The sequence below is a fragment of the Arthrobacter sp. Cr_A7 genome, from assembly GCF_029222765.1.
Lineage (GTDB): Bacteria > Actinomycetota > Actinomycetes > Actinomycetales > Micrococcaceae > Arthrobacter.
On the sequence record NZ_JARHXQ010000337.1, the window covers coordinates 1 to 19,055 of the forward strand.

Consider the following 19,055-nt stretch of genomic DNA (forward strand, 5'->3'; position numbering starts at 1 on the left):
TCTACGACGGGTATCCCGACGTCGGGCTCGAGATGGTGGACAGCAGGACTTTCGACGGCCGGCTCCAGCTGCTCGAATACGTGCCCACAGTGCTCGCCGGCCCGCCGGGCACTGCCTCCTGAGCCGTATCCGCCAGCGTTTCTTCATCATCGCGGCCTCCTGGAACTCCGATCGGCACCAGGATGTCCCGTCCGGTTGGCTGACCCCTGCTTTGTGCTTCGCAGAAATTTGGCAGACTGCAGGAAGTATGTCATCGGCGAAAGGGTAGTTTTCCACAATGGGCGCGATCGGATACCTTGCTGCTTCCGTCCCCCTGCGGCTGGCCAGCGCGGGTTCGGTGGTGGCGCTCCCCATCCTCGCCGTGGAGCGGCTGGGTGACGTCGCCGTCGGGGGCCTCCTCGTGGCCGCCTCGCTGGGTCCCAGCGTTCTTGCGGCTCCGCTGGTGGGTGCCGTCCTGGACAGTTCCTCCCGCCCGGGAAGGTGGGTTGCCGCCTCGGGGATGGTTACGGCTGCTGCCTTCGCTATGACGGCGTTCATCGGCAGTATTCCGCTGCCCGCCATCTTCGCGGTGCTTGTCCTTGCCGGCACGGCCTCCCCCTTCTACATGGGCGGGCTCTCGAGCTTTGTTGCCGGTGCCATTCCGGACATTCGGCGGGCGTTTGCCTATGACGCCCTTTCCTACAATGTGGCGGCGGTGGCTGGACCTGCCATCGTGGCGCTGATCGCGGTGTTCCTGCCGGCCCAGTCGGCGCTGGCGGTCCTGGCCGCCGCTGCGGCGTTCGGCCCTCTGGCCCTGCGGGGACTCCGCCTGCATCCCCATGCCCGCGCCCGCGGTTCGCTGTGGCAGGCGGTCAAAGCCGGCCTGCACAGGATTGTCAGCCACCGGCCGCTGGCAGTTGTTACAGCCTCCTCCACCTTCACCCAGCTCGGCCAGGGCGGCCTGGCCATCGCAGCGGTCGCGCTCTCGATCGAAAGGGTCGGTTCGCCCAGCGAGGGCGCCATGGTGGTGACCGCGTTCGCCGTCGGCAGCCTGCTCGGTGCCCTCCTGGAGACAGCCCGGCCTGCGCGAGGCCGCCCCAACATGGTCATGATGACCGGCTTCCTGGCGACGGGACTGCTGACAGTGGCAGCCGCTTTCGACATCGGGACGGCCTGGACTGTCGTGGCCATCGGCCTCTCGGGCCTTTTCACGGCGTCCACCTCGGCCGCCATGCTGTTCCTCCGCAACCTGCACAGCCCGTCCCACCTCAAATCCCAGATCTTCACCGTGAGTGCAGGCTTCCGCGCCAGCGCCTCGGCTGCCGGTGCGGCGCTGGCCGGGTCGGCAACCGGATGGGGTGGCGCGGTGACCGTCGCTGCGGTCGGCATCGTCTGGATTGCCTCGGCGGCTCTGATGGGCGCCTATCCAAAGGGCGAAGAGTGAAAAAGCCCTCACGCGACGTGCCACCACCTACCCGGGGCGGACGGCAGTCAGCTGGGCCGGTTCAGCCCTGCCTGCTCCACCAGCTCCGTCAGCCACGGGCGGTGGCCACGGTGGTAGACCATTCCCTCCGGCAGCCCCTGAACGGAGGGTACGGAGTGTGCAATATCGATCGTGATCCTGCTGCCGGCCATCGGGGCGTTGCTGATGTGCAGGTCACCGAATGATTCCGGGAGGGCCGGATCCATCCAGAAGCCGCCGCGCGAGACGTGCGCGTCGTACCGCATCAGGCTTGTGATCAGCTGGATGGGAGTGGTCGCTGCCCAGGCCTGGGGTGAGCAGGCCGTCGGGTAAGGCACCGGTGCCGCCAGCTGCTCGCGGCTGAAGCCGCAGAAAAGTTCGGGAAGCCGTCCGCCGGAATATTCGGCGGCTTCCAGCAGGGCCGTGGAAATCCGTTGGGCCTGTTCCACAAAGCCGTAGCGCATCAGCCCGGCAACGATGACCGCGTTGTCATGCGGCCAGACCGAGCCGTTGTGGTAGCTCGCGGGGTTGTAGGCGCCCATGTCACTGGCCAGGGTCCGGACGCCCCAGCCGCTGAACATCTCCGGGGACATCAGCCGCTCCGCGACCAGCGGCGCCTTGTCCTCGTCCACGAGGCCCACCCACAGGCAGTGGCCCATGTTGGACGTGCACGCGTCGACCGGCCGTTTCCTGCCGTCCAGTGCCACGGCGTAGTAGCCGCGCTCAGGCAGCCAGAACTGCTCATTGAAGCGCTTCTTCAGGTCCGCCGCCTGGGCGGCGAGCCGGGCGGCCAGGGCCTCGTCCCCGGCGTCATGGGCTATCCATGCCCGCGCCATGTACGCGTCGTACACGTAGGCCTGGACTTCGCACAGCGCAATCGGTGGCTCGGCGAGTGTCCCATCGGCGAAGTTGATGCCGTCCCAGGAGTCCTTCCAGCCCTGGTTGATCAGTCCTTGCGGGTTGAGCCGTTCGTACTCGACAAACCCGTCGCCGTCCTTGTCGCCGTAGTCCCTGATCCAGTCCAGGGCCCGGTCCGCGTGCGGAAGCAGGGCTGCGATGGTGTCGGCGGCAAAGCCCCACCGGCTGACGGATCCCAGGACGGCAACGAACAGCGGCGTGGCATCCACGCTGCCGTAGTAGACGTGCTTCCCGCCCAGGGACAACCCGCTGGACACATCCAGCCTGACCTCGTGCAGGATCTTGCCGGGCTCCTCTTCGGTGATGGGGTCCACCACCGTACCCTGCCGTTCAGCCAGTGTCTGCAGGGTGCCCAGGGCCAGCGAGGGGTCGACGGGCATGGACATTTCCGAGGCCCACAGCGAGTCCCGGCCGAACAGGGTCATGAACCAGGGCGCCCCGGCGGCAACCACCACGCGCTCCGGATGGTTCGGATCCTCGATGCGCAGGGCACCCAGGTCGTCATAGCTGCGCCGCAGGGTCCGCTCAATGGAGTGGTTGCCCATCTGCAACGCGGGAATCTTGGCCACCCATTCCTGCCGCCGGCGGTCCCGGGGGGAGGTCTCCCCGTCTTGCGCGTGAAAGAACGACGGCGGGGGAGGGCTGGCTGCCCCGCCGCCGGGGATGACGCTCAGCACCGTAGTCCACAGACTGTGCGGGGCAATGGTCACCTTGTAGGTCAAAGCGCTTTGCATGGCATCCGAGCCGGGGGCCTGGATTGAAACGCTTTTACGCACGTCTTCCCAGGTACCCACAATGGTCAGCAAGCCGGGTGCTGTTTCCTGGTTCTGCTGCCACTGCCGCCGGATCCTTGCTTCCTTGACCTCGAAAAGATCGGCAAAATCCGCCGCCGCCGCCATGGTGACGGTGCACTCAAGGGGCTCCATGGAGTAGTTGCGCAGCGTGATCTGCTCCTGGATGCCGGCGCCTACTTCGCGGAGCCGCTCAACGATGAGGGGGCTGTCCGCGTAACTTTCGGAGCGGGCGACCCGGCTGACGAGAAGGGCCCGGTACGGCTCCTTTGTTTCGGCGGCGAGGGGTTCCAGCGGCTGGCCGTTGACCGTGAGCTGCCAGCCGGACAGAATGCGGGTGTCCTGGAAGAAGACGCCGTGCGGGTGCTCGGGGACAATATCTCCGTTGGGAGACGAAATGCAGAACGACGTGCCTTCCACGAGGGTCACGGTCCCGGGGCCGAGAGGGCCCGCGGCGGTGTCAGCATTCCATCCAGCCATGGCCCCTCCAGGAGCAGTGAAGGCCGGGGAGGCGAAGCTGCAGGCGCATCCCTTTGACCGGCCGCCCCGTTGTGCAATCACGCTACTCCTGCCCGCCCCTCCCCGCCAGAACCTGCCTGCAGGGCACTGGTGAGGGGGCCGGGACAGCTTGGTTCGCGCTGCTAGCTCACGGTTTTTCACCCTCGTGCCATGTGGCCGTCAGGTCTTCAACCGCTTTTTGCATGTGCTGGTGGATCCCCTTGAGCAGGCCCTTCCTGTCACCGGCGGCCAGGAGATCCAGGAGGTTCTGGTGTTCCTGGACAAGGGTGTCAAGGCGGGGGTAGGACACTTTCAGGTTCAGGATGCACATCCTGGATTCGGCAGCGAGTGTCCGGTAAATCCTGTTGAGGCGGGAATTGCCTGCACCCTCCACGAACGATATGTGGAACTGCATGTCCAGCCGGGCGATGGCCTGCCAATCGGACGCGGCCACCTGCTTCGCCATGTCGGTAACGATGGATTTCAGAGTATCCACCGTCTCATCCACCCTTTCAGGCCCGGCGTCCAGAAGGTTCTGCGCGGCGGTGGATTCCACGGCCTCGCGGACGGCGTAAATCTCCCGGATGTCGTCGACGGTGAGCTCCAGGACAAACACGCCCCGGTTCCGGTGGCTGACGAGGAGGCCTTCCTGGGCGAGCCGCTGCAACGCCTCCCGGACAGGGCCGCGGGAGGACCGCAGCTGGCCGGCCAGGACGGATTCGTTGATCTGCTCTCCGGGCCGAAAGGTTCCCTGGACAATCTGTTCCCGCAACTGGTCCGCGATCAGCTGCGCAGTTGGTCTGCCTTCGATGACGAAGAGGCCCTCCGGTGCCGCCATTGTTATCAACTCAACTTTCCTTGTTCCGGCCAGGACGCGTGGAAACTGGCTCTGCCGAATCGTCGACAATTTACAGATCCTACGTAAAGTGTACTGGCTTGCAATGGAGGCTAATGGGTACCCGCGCATGGGAAAGGCCACGTCCTTGTGGGACATGGCCTCCCGCCGTCGAACTTCTTTGATTGTCGAATTGCGTTGGTTGTCGGACCGCCTTGGTTAGACGGTTACCGCATCCGGTTGATCCGGGGCTGTGAGATCCTCCACAGCTTTGCGCATGTGTTGCTCTATGGCGTGGTGAAGGCCGCAGCGTTCGCCCGCCTCGAGCAGGTCCAGAATGGTCTGATGCTCATGGACCAGGGCATCGATCCGGGGATACGCCAGCTCAAGGTTATGGATACACATTCTGGATTCGGCGGCCAGGGTGTCGTAGATACGGATAAGGCGGGTGTTGGCTGCACCTGCCACAAACGTCGCGTGGAACTCCATATCCAGACGGGCGATGGCATGCCAGTCTGAAGCGGCAACCTGTTTCGCCATTTTTCGCACGGTTGCCTGCAGTGCCTGGCAGGTCTCCTTTAATCGGGCGGCGTCGGCGTCGAGAAGGGTATCCGCGGCGACCGACTCCACAGCTTCACGAACTGCGTAGATCTCCCTGACGTCGTCATGGGACAGTTCAAGGACGAAGACGCCGCGGTTTCTCCGGCTGACCAGGATTCCTTCCTGGCACAGGCGTTGCAGCGCCTCCCGGACTGGACCCCTGGATGAATGAAGCTGGACCGCGAGTACAGATTCATTGATCTGTTCCCCCGGGCGGAAGACCCCCTGAACTATCTGTTCCCGCAGCTGGTCAGCGATCAGTTGCGCAGTAGGCCTTCCCTCCAGGACAAACAGCCCTTCCATTGCCGCCATTGATACCCCTCCTCCCGTTGTCCGGTTAGCGCCGATGCCTACACGGCTATTGCTGTGTACTTGGTCTCGAGGAATTCTTCGATGCCGGTTTTCCCGCCCTCGCGGCCCAGCCCGGACTGCTTGACCCCGCCGAACGGCGCCGTGGGGTTGGAGACGAGGCCGGTGTTCACGCCAACCATGCCGACTTCAAGTTCTGTCGAGAACCGGAGGGCCTTGTCCATGGCTTCGGTGAACACGTAGCCGACCAGTCCCCAGTCGGTGTCATTGGCCAGCTTGATGACTTCGTCTTCGCTGTCGAAGGCGGTGATCGCTGCCACCGGCCCAAAAATCTCGGTGGACATCAGCAGGGCATCCTTCGGGACGTCCACCAGGACGGTGGGGTTGTAGAAGTAGCCGGGGCCGTCGGGGCGGTTCCCGCCGGTGAGGATGCGTGCGCCCTTTGCGACCGCGTCCGCGACCAGGCTTTCAACCTTGTCCAGCCCCTTCTGCTCAATCAGCGGGCCCACGTCGTTGCCGGCTGCGGCCCCGTCGCCGACCTTGAGTTCAGACAACTTCTTGGCAAGTTTTTCGCTGAACTCCTCAACCACCGAGCGGTGCACGAAGAAACGGTTCGCGGCGGTGCAGGCCTCGCCCATGTTCCGCATCTTCGCCTTCATTGCCCCGTCTACAGCCTTTTCAATGTCCGCGTCCGCGAGAACGATGAAGGGGGCGTTGCCGCCCAGTTCCATCGAGGAGCGCATAACGTTGTCCGACGCCTGGCGCAACAGCAGCTTGCCCACCTCGGTGGAGCCGGTAAAGCTGACCTTGCGGGCGATGCCGCTGCTCATCCAGGGTCCTACGACGGTTGAGGCCTTTGTTGTGGGGACGACGTTCAGAACACCGTCCGGCAGGCCGGCCTGGCGGAAGATGTCGGCCAGCGCCAGGGACGTCAGCGGGGTCAGTTCTGCAGGCTTGAAGACCATGGTGCAGCCGGCCGCGACGGCGGGAGCGATCTTGCGTGCGCCCATGGCCAGCGGGAAGTTCCACGGGGTCACTAGCACGCAGGGACCCACCGGTTCCTGCGTGATCAGGATACGGGTGCTGCGGTCGACGGACGTGGTGCTGTCGCCGCCGACCCGCACAGCTTCTTCGGAGAACCACCGCAGGAACTCAGCGCCGTAGGCCACCTCGCCCTTGGCTTCGGCCAGCGGCTTGCCCATCTCCGCGGTCATGATCGCCGCAAGGCGGTCGGTGTTGGCCAGGACCAGGTCAAAGGCCCGCCGCAGGATGTCCGCCCGCTGCCGGGGGGTGGACTTGCCCCACTCTGCCTGGACGCGGCCGGCCGCCTGGATGGCAAGCTCCGCATCTGCCGGGCTGCCGTCAGCAACGTGGGCAATGACTTCGTGGGTTGCCGGGTTTTCCACGGGGAACGTGGCGGAGCCGGTGGCCGGTCGCCAGGCACCGTCAATGAAGAGGTCGGTACGAAGGTCTGCAGGGTCGAATGAAGTGCTCATATCAGGCTTTCAGGATCGTCGGGAAGGGGTCAGGAGGTGGCGGCTTTGAGGGCCTGGGTAAACCGCGAAAGGCCCTGCAGGATTTCGTCACTGCTGACGTTGAGCGGTGGAATGATACGGATCACGTTGCCGTGCGGGCCGCAGGTCAGAAGCAGCAGCTCCTCTTTGATGGCCGCCTGCTGGACAGCAAGTGCGGTGGCAGCATCCGGAGCGGCCGCGGGACCCGTGAACTCGATGGACTGCATCAGGCCACGGCCACGTACATCTCCAATTACGTCGAATTCGGTTTTGAGGACATCGAGTCCAGTGCGCAGCTGGTCACCGCGGTCCAGAGCATTCGTGACCAGGTTTTCGCGCTCAATGACATCAAGGGTGGCGACGCCGGCCGCCGCTGCCACGGCGTTCCCGCCATAGGTCCCCCCTTGGGATCCGGGCCAGGCTTTGCCCATCAGTTCGGCCGAGGCTGCAATGGCCGAGATCGGGAAGCCGCTGGCGAGGCCCTTGGCGGTGATGACCACGTCCGGCCTGATGCCCGCCCAGTCATGCCCCCAGAACTTTCCTGTACGGCCCACCCCCGCCTGGACCTCGTCGACGATGAAGACGATGCCGTGCCGGTCTGCGCGCTCCCTGAGGCCCTGGAGGAAGGCCACAGGGGTCGGAATGTAGCCGCCGTCGCCGAGTACGGGCTCGATGATGAATCCGGCCGTATCGGCTGGGCTGCTGATGCTGACCAGGAGGTGGTCGAGCTCTCTAAGGGCAAAGGCCACTGCTGTTTCTTCATCCCAGCCGTACCGGTAGGCGTGCGGGAACGGTGAAATGTGGACCCCTCCCATCAGGGGTGAGAAGCCTGAGCGGAACTTTGTCCCCGCTGTGGTGAGGGACGCCGCCCCGACCGTTCGTCCATGAAACCCGCCCTGGAACGAGATGATGTTGGGCCGGCCGGTGGCCATCCGGGCCAACCGGATCGATGCCTCCACTGCCTCTGAGCCGGAGGTGGCGTAGAAGACGCTGTCCAGCCCCGGAGGCAGGTATTGGCCGAGCTTGTCGGTCAGCGCAAGCAGGGGCTTGTGCATCACAGTGGTGTACTGGGCATGGATGATCTTTCCCACCTGCTCACGGGCTGCTGCGACGACGTCCGGGTGGCAGTGTCCGGTGCTGGTTACGCCGATTCCCGTCGTGAAGTCGAGGTATTTTTTGCCGTCGGTGGCGTGGATCCAGCTGCCGAGGGCGTGGTCGACGACGACGGGCGTGGCCTGCTTGAGGATGGGACTGAGAGTTGCCATGGCTCATACTTTCTGGAGAACTGTAGATTGTCAACAATTAGCAAAAACGGCGAAGTGATACCCCTTGTAGGTGGGACAGATCAGCCGTTGGTAAAACGCTGTGGCCGTACGAAGTCCAGGCCGGAAAACAGCTGCTTGCCCAGGGCCTCATGGGCCGCTATTGCGCCGTACCCGGAAGCCATTTTGAAACCGGCGCCGGAGAAACCGGTGGCGCAGTAGATCCGGCTCGCATCCGTCAGCCGGCCCAACAGCGGATGCCGATCGGGTGTGTAAAGATCGGGGAAGGCGTCGGAGCGGACAATGCTGGGGACCAGGCCGGGAAAGAATTCGGCCACCGTCTCCGTGGTTTCCAGGATTTCGGCCGGGGTCAGCTCCCTGGCTACCGCATCGGCACGGGCGGCGGGCTGGCTGCGGCCATCAAGGGTTGCCTTGACCGTCACGCCATCGACGGCGGGCGCCCCGTACATCGAGCGGTCCCCGGAAATACGGATGAAGACAGGAAACCTTGCCGGCGAAAACTCCGCCGGATCCCGTGCGACAAACCAGGAGAGGAAATTCCTGCGGACTTCGGTGGCAGCCCTTAGGTGACCGGGCATCAGTCTCTGCGACCAGCCCCCGGAGGCGACAATGACGTTTTCGAAGGTCCAGGATCCTTCCCCGGAGGTGACCACCACACCGTCGCTGGTCTCCCGGATGCCGTCAATGGGCCTGTTCGCCACGACAGATGCCCCGTTTGCCTCTGCCGCTGCGACTGCTGCCGTCACGGCACGGTCGGTGCGCAAGGCGCCCGCATGGGGATCGAACACTGCGGAGTCGTCCGCCCGGAGGTTGTGCTGCGGGTAGCGTTCCTCCATCGCGTCCCGGCTGAGGAGCTCGTGCTCGGCCCCGGTCTGCCGTGTGGTTTCCAATAGGCTCCGCAGGTACGGCCCGTCAGTTGTTCCGATGGAGAGGCCGCCGCAGCGGGTCAGGATGTCCTGGCCCGTTTCGGCTTCCAGTTCGGCCCAAAGACGGCGTGAGCGATCCAGGATGGGGTAGTAATCGGGGATTCCCCGGTACAGCATGCGGAACAACCGGGTGTCACCGCCGACGGCGCTCCGACCGTGCCCGGGGGTGGCAGCCTCAAATCCGACCACGGCATCCGACAGGCGGGAGGCTTGCCAGAGGGCCATGGATCCGATGCTGCCCAGGCCGATGACGGCGAGTTTTCCGTCCATGGTTTAGAGGACCTGTTTCAGGAAGGCCTGGGTGCGGGTTTCTTTGGGGTTGGTGAGGATTTCGCGGGCATCGCCGCGTTCGACGATGTAGCCGTCGTCCATGAAGATCAGGGAGTCGGCCACTTCGCGGGCGAAGCCCATTTCGTGGGTGACCACCACCATGGTCATGCCTTTTTTGGCGAGGTCCTTCATGACGGCGAGGACTTCGCCGACTTTTTCGGGGTCCAGGGCGGAGGTGGGTTCGTCGAAGAGCATGATCTCGGGGTCCATGGCCAGGGACCGGGCGATCGCGACGCGTTGCTGTTGTCCACCGGAGAGTTGGGCGGGGTAGTAGTCGGCGAAGCCGGCCAGGCCGACGCTGGCGAGCAGTTCGTGGGCCCGTTTGGCTGACTCTTTCTTGTCAGCACGTTTGACCAGGACGGGGCCGGACATGATGTTTTCGTGTGCGGTCATGTTGGGGAAGAGGTTGAAGGACTGGAAGACCATGCCCACCCGGGTGCGCTGTTCGGCGAGTTTCTTGGGCGGCAGGGCGTGGTAGGCGCTCTCGGTTTCGTAGTAGCCGAAGTCTTCGCCGTTGACTTTCAGGACCCCGGAGTCGACGGTTTCCAGGCCGTTGATGCAGCGCAGGATGGTGGATTTGCCGGAGCCGCTCGGGCCGATGATGCAGCAGATCTCGCCGCTGGCGATGTCCAGGTTGATGTCTTTGAGGACTGTTTTGGGTCCGAAGGACTTGCGGATCTTCTGGGCGAGGATGGTTCCGTCGTTGCTCATCGTGCAGCGCCTTCCGGGTCGGTGAGCACAACGGGTTTGGCCTTGCGGGGCAGCCGGGAGGTTGCGCGGGAGTATTTCTGTTCGAGCTTGGACTGCGGGAAGCTCAGCAGCAGGGTCATCACGAGGTACCAGAGGCTGGCGACGATCAGCAGCGGGATGGTCTCGTAGGTACGGGCGTAGATCAACTGGGCGCTTTGGAGCAGTTCGGCCACGCCCAGGACGCTGACCAGCGAGGTTCCCTTGAACATGCCGATCACCTGGTTGCCGGTGGCGGGGATGATCGAGGGCATCGCCTGGGGGATGATGACTTTGCGCATCTTCATCGCCCCGCTCATGCCCAGCGAATCGGCGGCTTCGATCTGGCCCTTGCCCACGGAGGAGAACCCGCCGCGGATGATCTCTGCCATGTAGGCCGCCTCGTTCAGGGTCAGCCCGACCAGGGCCGCGGTGATGGGTGCCATCAGGGCGTTCATGTCGATCGCGGTGCTGATATCGGTGAACGGGATGCCGATGGACAGGTTCGGGTACAGCGCTGCGACGTTGAACCAGAAGATCAGCTGCACCAGCACCGGGGTACCGCGGAACAAGGTGATGTAGACCCCGGCCGTGGCAGCGATCGGCTTGATCTTCGAACCCCGCATAATCGCCAGGGCCAGGCCCAGGAGCGTCCCCAGGGCCATGCTGGCAACCGTGAGGAAAATCGTGAGCATCAACCCGCGCAGGATCGATTCATGCGTGAAGTACTTCGCGACCACGTCCCACTTGAAGTTCGGGTTCGTTGACACCGAAAACAGGACACCGATGCCAATCAGGCTGCACACCACCCAGGCAACATACTCAAAGGTACTGCGCCGCTTGAGCCGGGGCTTCAGCGCTGAATCCTTCCCATTCATGCCGGGTTCACTTCTTTCGATGGTTAGTTGCTGCATGGAAGCCCCTGTTACTTAAGGTTCGCCGTGGTGATGCCCGCGCCGCCGAGGCCCCACTTGTCCAGCGACTCCTTGTATTCGGGGCTGTCAAGGACAGACTGCGTGGCTGCCTGCAGCGCCGGCGTCAATTCAGAGCCCTTCTTAAGCCCCATGGCATTGATGTGGTCCGTGCGGGTGTCCAGCTGGGGAGCAAGGACCTCGAAGGTGTTCGGCTGCTGCTCGCTGGCCCAGGCCAGGGACGGGGTGGCGTCGACCACCCCGTCAACACGCTTGGACACCAGTTGCGTCAGGGATTCCTGGACGTTGGGCAGCGTGATGATGTTAATTGCCGGCTTGCCCTTTTCCTCGCAGGTCCACTTCGAAACGTTCGGCATGTGCTTCAGTTGCGCGTTCGACCCCTTGGTCACGGCAATATTCTTGCCGCACATCCCGTCGTTGCTGATGTTCAGCGGATTGCCATGGACGACCGCCACCGATATGCCGCTGTTGAGGTAGGTCACCATGTCCAGCACCTTCAACCGCTCCTCGGTGGGGGACATGGTGGTCACAGTGAAGTCGTAGCGGCCGCCGTCGATGCCGGGAATGATCGTGTCGAACTGGGTGTTCTCGAACTTCAGCTTGAGGTCGAGCTTCTTTGCCACGAGACGGGCGATGTCCGGATTCACGCCGATCGGGGTGGTGTTGTCATCGGCCAGGAACGTCGTGGGCGGGTAATGCAGGTCCATCGCGACCGTCAGTTCGCCCTTGGACTTGAAGGACTCTGGCAACAGCGCCACCGCGGCAGCATCCGGCTGAACGCCTTTTGAGATGTCAGCCGTGTCGGAGGTCTTGGACTTTGCTTCTCCGGGGGCCGACGTGCTGCTGGCCGCGCCGCCACATGCACTGAGCGTCAGCAGCACGGCAAGCCCTGCGGCTGCAGTCTGAACTTTGTTGATGGTCTTCATGGTGCTTCCCTTCGAATGGTTTCAGCTGGAGTCTTCTGCTGAAACGGGTGCAATTCTGGTTTTCAGGACCGTCCCGCATGCCCTTTGTCGCGCCAATGCGGCAATGGGAGGTTCGGTTGTGCTTCCTGCTTTATGCGGAATGTGATCCTGATCTCGTTCCGCATCCAAGAGCAATGCAACTCCTGAAATCGCTGATTGTCAACAATTGACGATAATAAAGTTGATGTACCCGCCGGGCTAGGCGAAGGGGGCCGGTCTGTCCAAACTGTTGACAATCTACAATTACCGGGCCTAGAGTCGAAGCCAAGCGGGCAGAAGAGGTTTCCGGCACCGGAAGACATCCCGCAGCCCGCACACATCACGAATCGGGCCAGGAACAGCGCGGTTCACGTGCAAGACCCCAAGGAACGGACGAATCATGGCAGACACGAACCTCCGGCCGAAGTACATCTCTTTTGATGTGTACGGCACGCTCATCAACTTCGACATTGATCCCACCACCCGTCGGCTGCTCGATGGTCGCATTTCTGAAGAGCAGTGGCCTGCCTTCAAGAAGCAGTTCCGCGGGTACCGGTTCGACGAGGTCCTTGGCGACTTCAAGCCCTACGAGCAGATCCTCCAGGATTCCTTTGACCGCGTGTGCAGGCGCTGGGGCATTGGGCCCACTGAAGGTGCCGGCGCAGAATTCGCCGAGGCTGTACGGGGCTGGGTTGCCCACGAAGACGTGCCGGCCCCGCTGAAGCTTATGGGCGACAACTACAAGCTTGTGGCTCTGTCCAACGCCGACGACAGCTTCCTGGACATCAGCATTCCCAAGCTCGGCGCTGACTTCCACGCCGTGCTGACCGCTGAGCAGGCCCAGGCCTACAAGCCGCGCTACCAGGCTTTCGAGTACATGCTCGATACCCTGAACGCCACGCCGGAGGACTTCCTGCACATCTCCTCGCACACCCGCTACGACATGCACCCGATGCACGACATGGGCTTCCGTAACCTCTGGATGCTGGACCGTGGCTATGACCCCATCGGCCCGGGCTACGGCCTCAACACCGCCAAGTCCCTGGACGAGATCAACAAGCACCTCGGTCTCTAGACCGACGTCGAGGCGAAAGGCTACACCGTGAAACTCATTCCTTACTGGCTGGACACAGCCAAAGCATCCGGAGACTACCGGCAGACCCCGGTACCCGAAAATGTCGATGTGGCCATCATCGGCGCAGGATTTACGGGGCTGTCCGCGGCCCTGGAATTTGCCAAGCAAGGCGCAAGCGTCGCCGTTTTCGAACGGCACACCGTGGGATGGGGCGCATCCGGACGCAACGGGGGAATGGCGACCACCGGGTTGGCCATCGGTTTCAGCACCGCAGTCAAGCGCTATGGGGGTGCCCGGGCAGTCGAGATGTTCCATGAATACAACGACGCCATCGACAGCATCGAGAAGCTGGTGCACGACAATGGCATTGACTGCGACTACAAGCGGTTTGGAAAGCTCTCGCTGGCGTTCCATAAGTCCCACTACGAGGGGATGCTCAAGTCGCAGGAACTGCTGGCGGGCCTGGCGGACCACCATGTCACGGTCATCCCTAAATCCGAAATCCACAGCGAAATCGGCACCGACTTCTACCAGGGAGCCATGCTTGACCCCCTCGGAGCAGGTCTGCATGTGGGAAAGTTCGTCCACGGTCTCGCGGGGGCGGCCGCGACCGCCGGGGCGGACATCTGCGAGAACTCCGCCGTGACCGAGCTGAAGAAGGTCTCCGGCACCGTGCACGACGTTCATACCACCCGGGGCATCACCAGGGCGAAGCAGGTCCTGGTCGCCACCAGCGGCTACACGGGCAACATCACGCCATGGCTGCAGCGCCGCGTGATCCCGGTAGGCAGCTTCATCATCGTCACCGACCCGCTGCCCGAAGACGTGGTCAACCGGATCCTGCCGAACCGGCGGCAGGCCTCGGACAGCAAGATGCTGACCTACTACTTCCGGATCACCCCGGACAACCGGCTGCTCTTCGGCGGCCGGGCCCGCTTTGCACTTTCCAGCCCTGACTCGGATGTCAAGAGCGCCGAAATCCTGCGCAAGGCCATGCTCGAACTCTTCCCGTACCTCTCGAACGCGAAAGTGGACTACATTTGGGGCGGCCTGGTGGACCTCTCCATGGACCAGATGGTGCACGCGGGCCAGCATGACGGCCTCTTCTATTCCCTCTGCTACAGCGGACACGGAGTACAGATGGCCGCCCACATGGGGAAGCGGATGGCCCATTACATGGCCGGAGACAAGTCCGCGAACGTCTGGGAAGACCTGAAGAATCCGCCAGTGCCGGGCCACTTCGGCCCACCCTGGTTCCTGCCCTTCATCGGCGCAGCCGCCAAAATCATCGACCGCGTCAAGTAACAGACAAGGGATCACATGTCGCCATCAACAATCCTCGATGAAGCGCGCCCGGAAACAGGGGACGGCCGGTCAGAATTTGCCAACCTTCCCGGCGGCGCCTTCCTCGAGGGCCAGTGGCAAACCTCCGGCCTGGAACTGGAGGTGCGCGACCCCCAGGACGGCCTCCTGCTGGGGCGGGTGTGCACCTCCACGCCCCAGGACGTCCGGCGTGCAATCGGATACATCCACCATCATCTGCACGCCGGAGAGTGGCCGCTGCACGCCCGGCGGGAGGCGCTGGAAAGGGCGGTGCAGCTGCTGGGAGAGCAGGCCGAGCGGTTTGCCAACATCATCGCGGCAGAGAGCAGCAAGACCATCACCGAGGCCGAGCGTGAGGTGCGCCGCTGCATCGAAACGCTGCGGCTCTCCGCAGCAGCGTCCAGCACCCTTGCCGGGGAAACCCTGGGGTTTGATGACAGCACCTCCGGCGGCAACAGGATCGGCTGGTTCAGCCGCAAGCCGGTTGGCATTGTCGCAGCAATCACCCCGTTCAATGATCCGCTGAACCTGGTGGCACACAAGCTGGGCCCGGCACTGATTGGAGGCAACGGCGTCGTGCTTAAACCTTCCACGCGGACTCCCTTGACGGGGCTTGCCCTGGTCCGCTTGCTGCTCGAAGCGGGCGTCCCGCCGGGCCGGGTTGCGGTGATCGTTACCGGTCCGGGAGTGTCCGAAGCCCTGATCACCGACCCGCGGGTGGACCTGATTTCCTTCACCGGCGGCCCGGAAACCGCTGAGCGCATTGCAGCGGCGGCGGGAGCGAAAAAGATCCTGTCCGAGCTGGGCGGGAACAACGCCACCATTGTTTGCGCAGATGCCAACCTTGAAAAGGCCGCCGCGGCGGTGGTCGCAGGGGCGTTCGGGGTGGCGGGGCAGAACTGCCTGTCCGTGCAGCGTGTCTATGTGCACACCTCCCTGTTTGACCAGGTCCTGGAGCAGGTCACGGCGCGCACCAGGGCACTGAGGACAGGGCCAAAGCTTGACCGGACCACCGACGTCGGCCCGCTGATATCCAAGGCGGAGGCCCGCCGGGTGGAGGAATGGGTGGAAGAAGCCAGGAACGCCGGCGCCACCGTGCATGTGGGCGGCCGCCGCCGCGGCACCTTTTTCGAGCCCACCGTGCTGACTGACGTGCCGTCCCGGTGCAGGGTCATCAGCGACGAAGTGTTCGGGCCGGTGGTGACCCTCCTGCCGTTCATCGAGGTTTCGGACGCCATCTACGCGGCCAACGACACCGAATACGGCCTGCAGGCAGGGGTGTTTACCCAATCCATCGACCTTGCCCTGGCCATCGCCGATCGGCTGCACGTGGGAGCGGTGGTCATCAACGAGACCAGCGACGTCCGTATTGATTCCATGCCGTTTGGCGGGTTCAAGAAGTCCGGCGTTGGCCGTGAAGGCGTGCGCCACGCCGTGCATGAGATGACCGAGCCCAAGAACACCATCATCAACCTCACAGAGCCGGGACCGGGCTGGCAACAGCTTGGCGGGCCGACAGAACGGACAGCATGAGCACGCACAGCATCGCCGTCATTGCCGGTGACGGCATCGGCAAAGAAGTGGTTCCGGCAGCCATCACCTGCCTCGAGCAGATCGCCGCGATCCACGGGCTGCACCTGGAGTTCACCCACTTCGACTGGGGATCGGACTACTACCTGCGGCACGGCAGGATGATGCCGCAGCACGGGCTCGAACAGTTGGCCTCGCATGACGCGGTATTCCTGGGAGCGGTGGGCTCCCCGGGTGTTCCGGACACGGAATCATTGTGGGGACTGCTGATCCCGATCCGCCGGGAGTTCCAGCAGTACATCAACCTCCGTCCGGTCAAAACGCTCGACGGCGTGGCGTCACCGCTTGCTTCTGACAAGCCGATCGACATCCTGATCGTGCGGGAGAACAACGAGGGGGAGTACTCCGAGGTGGGCGGCCGCATGTATCGTGGCCTGCCGCACGAGACCGCTGTCCAGGAAACCATCTTCACCCGCCTGGGAGTTTCCCGTGCTGCCCACTTCGCCGCGGGGCTTGCGGCTTCGCGCACGGGCAGGCTGACCTCGGCAACCAAGAGCAACGGGATCATCCACACCATGCCGTTCTGGGACGAGGTGGTGGCCGAAACGGTCCGGGACTATCCAGGCGTGAGCGTGACGCATGAGCTGGTGGATGCGCTGGCCGCGCATCTGGTCCTCAAGCCGTGGACGCTGGATGTCATTGTGGCCTCGAACCTGCTGGGCGACATCCTCTCCGACCTGGGCAGTTCCGTGACGGGGTCCATCGGCCTGGCACCCAGCGCGAACCTCAACCCCGAGGGTGACTTTCCGTCCCTGTTCGAACCGGTCCACGGGTCGGCCCCGGACATTGCCGGGAAGGGCCTCGCCAATCCGGTGGGCCAGATATGGTCCGGGGCCATGATGCTCGAACACCTGGGCCACCCGGAGGCGGCCGCCCACCTGCAGTCCGCGTTCGAATCCGCCCTGCGCGACGGGCACGGCACCCGGGACGTCGGGGGCACCTCCTCCACCGCCGAATTCACCGCCGCTGTCCTGGCCGCCATCGACGCCCTCGCCCAGGCGGAACCGGCCCTGTGAAGAGGCTGCTTCGCAAGCGGCGCCCTGTCGTTGCTGCCCTCTATCGGGAAGGGCCTCCGCCCTTCCTTGCCGAGATTGAGGACCTTGCCGAGGTCCGGCTGGTTAAAGCCGACGAACTGGCCAAGGCACTGGATGGCGCGGATGTGCTCTACCAGTGGCACTCCTTCTCACCCGCCCTGAAGCAAAACTGGGGTGCTGCGGCGTCGCTGAAATGGGTCCACGTCTCCGCCGCCGGCGTCAGCCAGCTGCTCTTCGACGAACTCATCCTCAGCGGCATCACGTACACGAATTCCCGCGGCGTGCTCAGCCGCGCAATCGCCGAATTCGCCCTCGGCTTTGTGCTGGACATCGCCAAAGACGCCCCCGGTTCATTCCGGCTCCAGCAGCAGCAACGCTGGCAGCACCGGACCAGCCGCAAGATCCAGGGCCAGTCCGCCCTCGTGGTGGGCACCGGATCCATCGGCCGGGAAATCGCCCGGCTTTTCGGTGCCGTGGGCATGGCGGTGGACGGGGCCGGCCGTGCGGAACGGCCCGGGGACGGTGCCTTCGGCCGCATCCATTCCTCTGCAGAACTGGCTCGCGCGGTACAGGGGTACGACTATGTGGTCCTCGCAGCGCCCCTGACGGACCGGACGCGGGGCATGGTCAACCACGACGTCCTGGCCGCGATGAAACCCGACGCCAGGTTGATCAACGTCGGGCGCGGCGAGCTGGTCCACACCCAAGCACTCACGGAAGCCCTGGCGTCCGGGTCCATCGCCGGAGCCGCCCTGGACGTCGTGCACCCCGAACCCTTGCCGGAAGGACACCCGCTGTGGGGGATGGACAACGTCATCATCACCCCGCACATGAGCGGCGACACTGAGGACTACCTCGATGACCTCGGCAAACTCTTCGTGGACAACCTGGTCAGGTACCGGAACGGCGACCCCCTCCACAACATCGTGGACAAAAGCCTCGGCTTCGTCCCCACGCCCGAGCCGTCCCCGCCCGGCGGTTAGCCCGCCGAAACGGACCACGCGTAGCCGTACTGCGCAACGGCATGTCAGGATCAGGTATGCCCCACCGCCTGATGCTGCTCGACACTGCGTCCTTGTACTTCCGCGCCTTCTACGGCATGCCCGACACCATCCGCCGCCCGGACGGGATTCCTGTCAATGCAGTACGTGGCCTGCTGGACATGATCGCCAGGCTCACCACCGACTACCACGCCACGCATCTGGTGGCGTGCTGGGATGATGACTGGCGTCCGCAGTGGCGGGTGGACCTCCTCCCCACCTACAAGTCGCACCGCGTGGCCGAGGCAGTCACGGACGCGCCCGACGTCGAAGTGGTTCCGGACGCGCTGGAGGCGCAGCTGCCCATGATCCGCCGAACGCTGGAGCTTGCGGGCATCGCCGTGGTGGGCGCCGCCGAGCACGAGGCCGACGACGTCGTGGGCACCTACGCCAGTCAGGCGGACTTGCCCGTCGACGTTGTCACCGGTGACCGGGACCTCTTCCAGGTATGTGACGACGGCCGCCAGGTCCGCGTGATCTACACCGCCCGCGGCATGCGCAACCTCGAAGTGATGACCGAAGAGACCGTGGTGCGGAAGTACCGGGTGCTGCCGCAGCAGTATGCCGATTACGCCACCCTGCGCGGCGACGCTTCGGACGGGCTTCCGGGGGTCGCCGGGATCGGGGAGAAGACGGCGGCGTCCCTGCTTTTGAAGTACGGCACCCTGGAAGGGCTGCTGGAAGCGGCCGACGACGACGGCAGCGGATTGGCCGGCCCGGTGCGGGCCAAACTCGCCGCCGCCGCCGACTACCTGAAAGTAGCCCCCGCCGTCGTCCGTTTAGTGCGGAACCTGGAGCTGCCCACCCTGGAGGAAGCCGGCGCCCAGCTGCGCCCCGTCACCGGTGATGCCCGCGCCGAACTTGAACGGCTTGCCGTCGAATGGAACCTGGGCGGCTCGGTCACCCGGCTCCTTGCAGCGCTCGACCTCAGGGGACAGGCGTAGGG

16 protein-coding genes and 1 pseudogene are annotated in these 19,055 nt (G+C 64.2%); 8 read left to right on the forward strand and 9 right to left on the reverse strand.

Going from position 1 to position 19,055, the window contains the following annotated elements; genetic code table 11:
* Positions 1-122, forward strand: a pseudogene (locus tag P2Q66_RS20290) (deaminase); the annotation flags it as partial.
* Positions 123-277: 155 nt separating this feature from the next.
* Positions 278-1,423, forward strand: coding sequence for a hypothetical protein (locus tag P2Q66_RS20295; protein ID WP_275731044.1), 1,146 nt, complete (start codon positions 278-280; stop codon positions 1,421-1,423).
* 47 nt (positions 1,424-1,470) lie between these two features.
* On the opposite strand, the gene P2Q66_RS20300 is transcribed toward P2Q66_RS20295, so the two are convergent.
* From P2Q66_RS20300 to P2Q66_RS20340, 9 genes are all read right to left on the reverse strand, one after another.
* Entirely contained in the window at positions 1,471-3,630 is a 2,160-nt protein-coding gene (locus tag P2Q66_RS20300; RefSeq protein ID WP_275731047.1) for a glycogen debranching N-terminal domain-containing protein, read from the reverse strand.
* Between the two features lie 166 nt (positions 3,631-3,796).
* On the reverse strand, positions 3,797-4,486 hold the full coding sequence (locus P2Q66_RS20305; RefSeq protein WP_275731048.1) for a GntR family transcriptional regulator: 690 nt from the start codon (positions 4,484-4,486) through the stop codon (positions 3,797-3,799).
* 216 nt (positions 4,487-4,702) lie between these two features.
* A complete protein-coding gene (locus P2Q66_RS20310) occupies positions 4,703-5,395 on the reverse strand; it encodes a GntR family transcriptional regulator (protein ID WP_275731050.1) in 693 nt (230 codons plus the stop codon).
* A 38-nt stretch (positions 5,396-5,433) separates the two neighbouring features.
* A complete protein-coding gene (locus P2Q66_RS20315; protein WP_275731053.1) occupies positions 5,434-6,888 on the reverse strand; it encodes an NAD-dependent succinate-semialdehyde dehydrogenase in 1,455 nt (484 codons plus the stop codon).
* Between the two features lie 29 nt (positions 6,889-6,917).
* On the reverse strand, positions 6,918-8,171 hold the full coding sequence (locus P2Q66_RS20320; protein ID WP_275731055.1) for an aspartate aminotransferase family protein: 1,254 nt from the start codon (positions 8,169-8,171) through the stop codon (positions 6,918-6,920).
* 80 nt (positions 8,172-8,251) lie between these two features.
* Positions 8,252-9,385 carry an N-methyl-L-tryptophan oxidase gene (gene solA / locus P2Q66_RS20325; RefSeq protein WP_275731058.1) on the reverse strand — a complete coding sequence of 378 codons (1,134 nt, stop codon included), beginning with the start codon at positions 9,383-9,385 and terminating at the stop codon, positions 8,252-8,254.
* Between the two features lie 3 nt (positions 9,386-9,388).
* Entirely contained in the window at positions 9,389-10,156 is a 768-nt protein-coding gene (locus P2Q66_RS20330; protein WP_275731060.1) for an amino acid ABC transporter ATP-binding protein, read from the reverse strand.
* Positions 10,153-11,085: an amino acid ABC transporter permease gene (locus tag P2Q66_RS20335; RefSeq protein WP_275731063.1), complete on the reverse strand. Its 933-nt coding sequence runs from the start codon at positions 11,083-11,085 to the stop codon at positions 10,153-10,155. The genes P2Q66_RS20330 and P2Q66_RS20335 overlap by 4 nt, the downstream gene beginning before the upstream one ends.
* An 11-nt stretch (positions 11,086-11,096) precedes the next feature.
* Positions 11,097-12,029 carry an ABC transporter substrate-binding protein gene (locus P2Q66_RS20340; protein WP_275731064.1) on the reverse strand — a complete coding sequence of 311 codons (933 nt, stop codon included), beginning with the start codon at positions 12,027-12,029 and terminating at the stop codon, positions 11,097-11,099.
* A 418-nt stretch (positions 12,030-12,447) separates the two neighbouring features.
* Here P2Q66_RS20340 and P2Q66_RS20345 point away from each other — a divergent pair, with 418 nt between their 5' ends.
* Genes P2Q66_RS20345 through P2Q66_RS20370 form a run of 6 tightly spaced genes read left to right on the forward strand, consistent with a single transcriptional unit; the run spans position 12,448 to position 19,053 of the window.
* A complete protein-coding gene (locus P2Q66_RS20345; protein WP_079595997.1) occupies positions 12,448-13,122 on the forward strand; it encodes a haloacid dehalogenase type II in 675 nt (224 codons plus the stop codon).
* Positions 13,123-13,149: 27 nt separating this feature from the next.
* Positions 13,150-14,427 carry an FAD-binding oxidoreductase gene (locus P2Q66_RS20350; RefSeq protein ID WP_079595998.1) on the forward strand — a complete coding sequence of 426 codons (1,278 nt, stop codon included), beginning with the start codon at positions 13,150-13,152 and terminating at the stop codon, positions 14,425-14,427.
* 15 nt (positions 14,428-14,442) lie between these two features.
* Entirely contained in the window at positions 14,443-15,978 is a 1,536-nt protein-coding gene (locus P2Q66_RS20355) for an aldehyde dehydrogenase family protein (protein WP_079595999.1), read from the forward strand.
* Entirely contained in the window at positions 15,975-17,051 is a 1,077-nt protein-coding gene (locus P2Q66_RS20360; protein ID WP_079596000.1) for a tartrate dehydrogenase, read from the forward strand. Before P2Q66_RS20355 ends, P2Q66_RS20360 begins: the two co-directional genes overlap by 4 nt.
* Positions 17,048-18,052, forward strand: coding sequence for a D-2-hydroxyacid dehydrogenase (locus tag P2Q66_RS20365; RefSeq protein WP_275731069.1), 1,005 nt, complete (start codon positions 17,048-17,050; stop codon positions 18,050-18,052). Before P2Q66_RS20360 ends, P2Q66_RS20365 begins: the two co-directional genes overlap by 4 nt.
* Positions 18,053-18,108: 56 nt before the next feature.
* Positions 18,109-19,053, forward strand: a complete 945-nt coding sequence (locus P2Q66_RS20370) for a 5'-3' exonuclease (protein ID WP_275731072.1) — start codon at positions 18,109-18,111, stop codon at positions 19,051-19,053.
* The last annotated feature ends 2 nt before the right edge of the window (positions 19,054-19,055 follow it).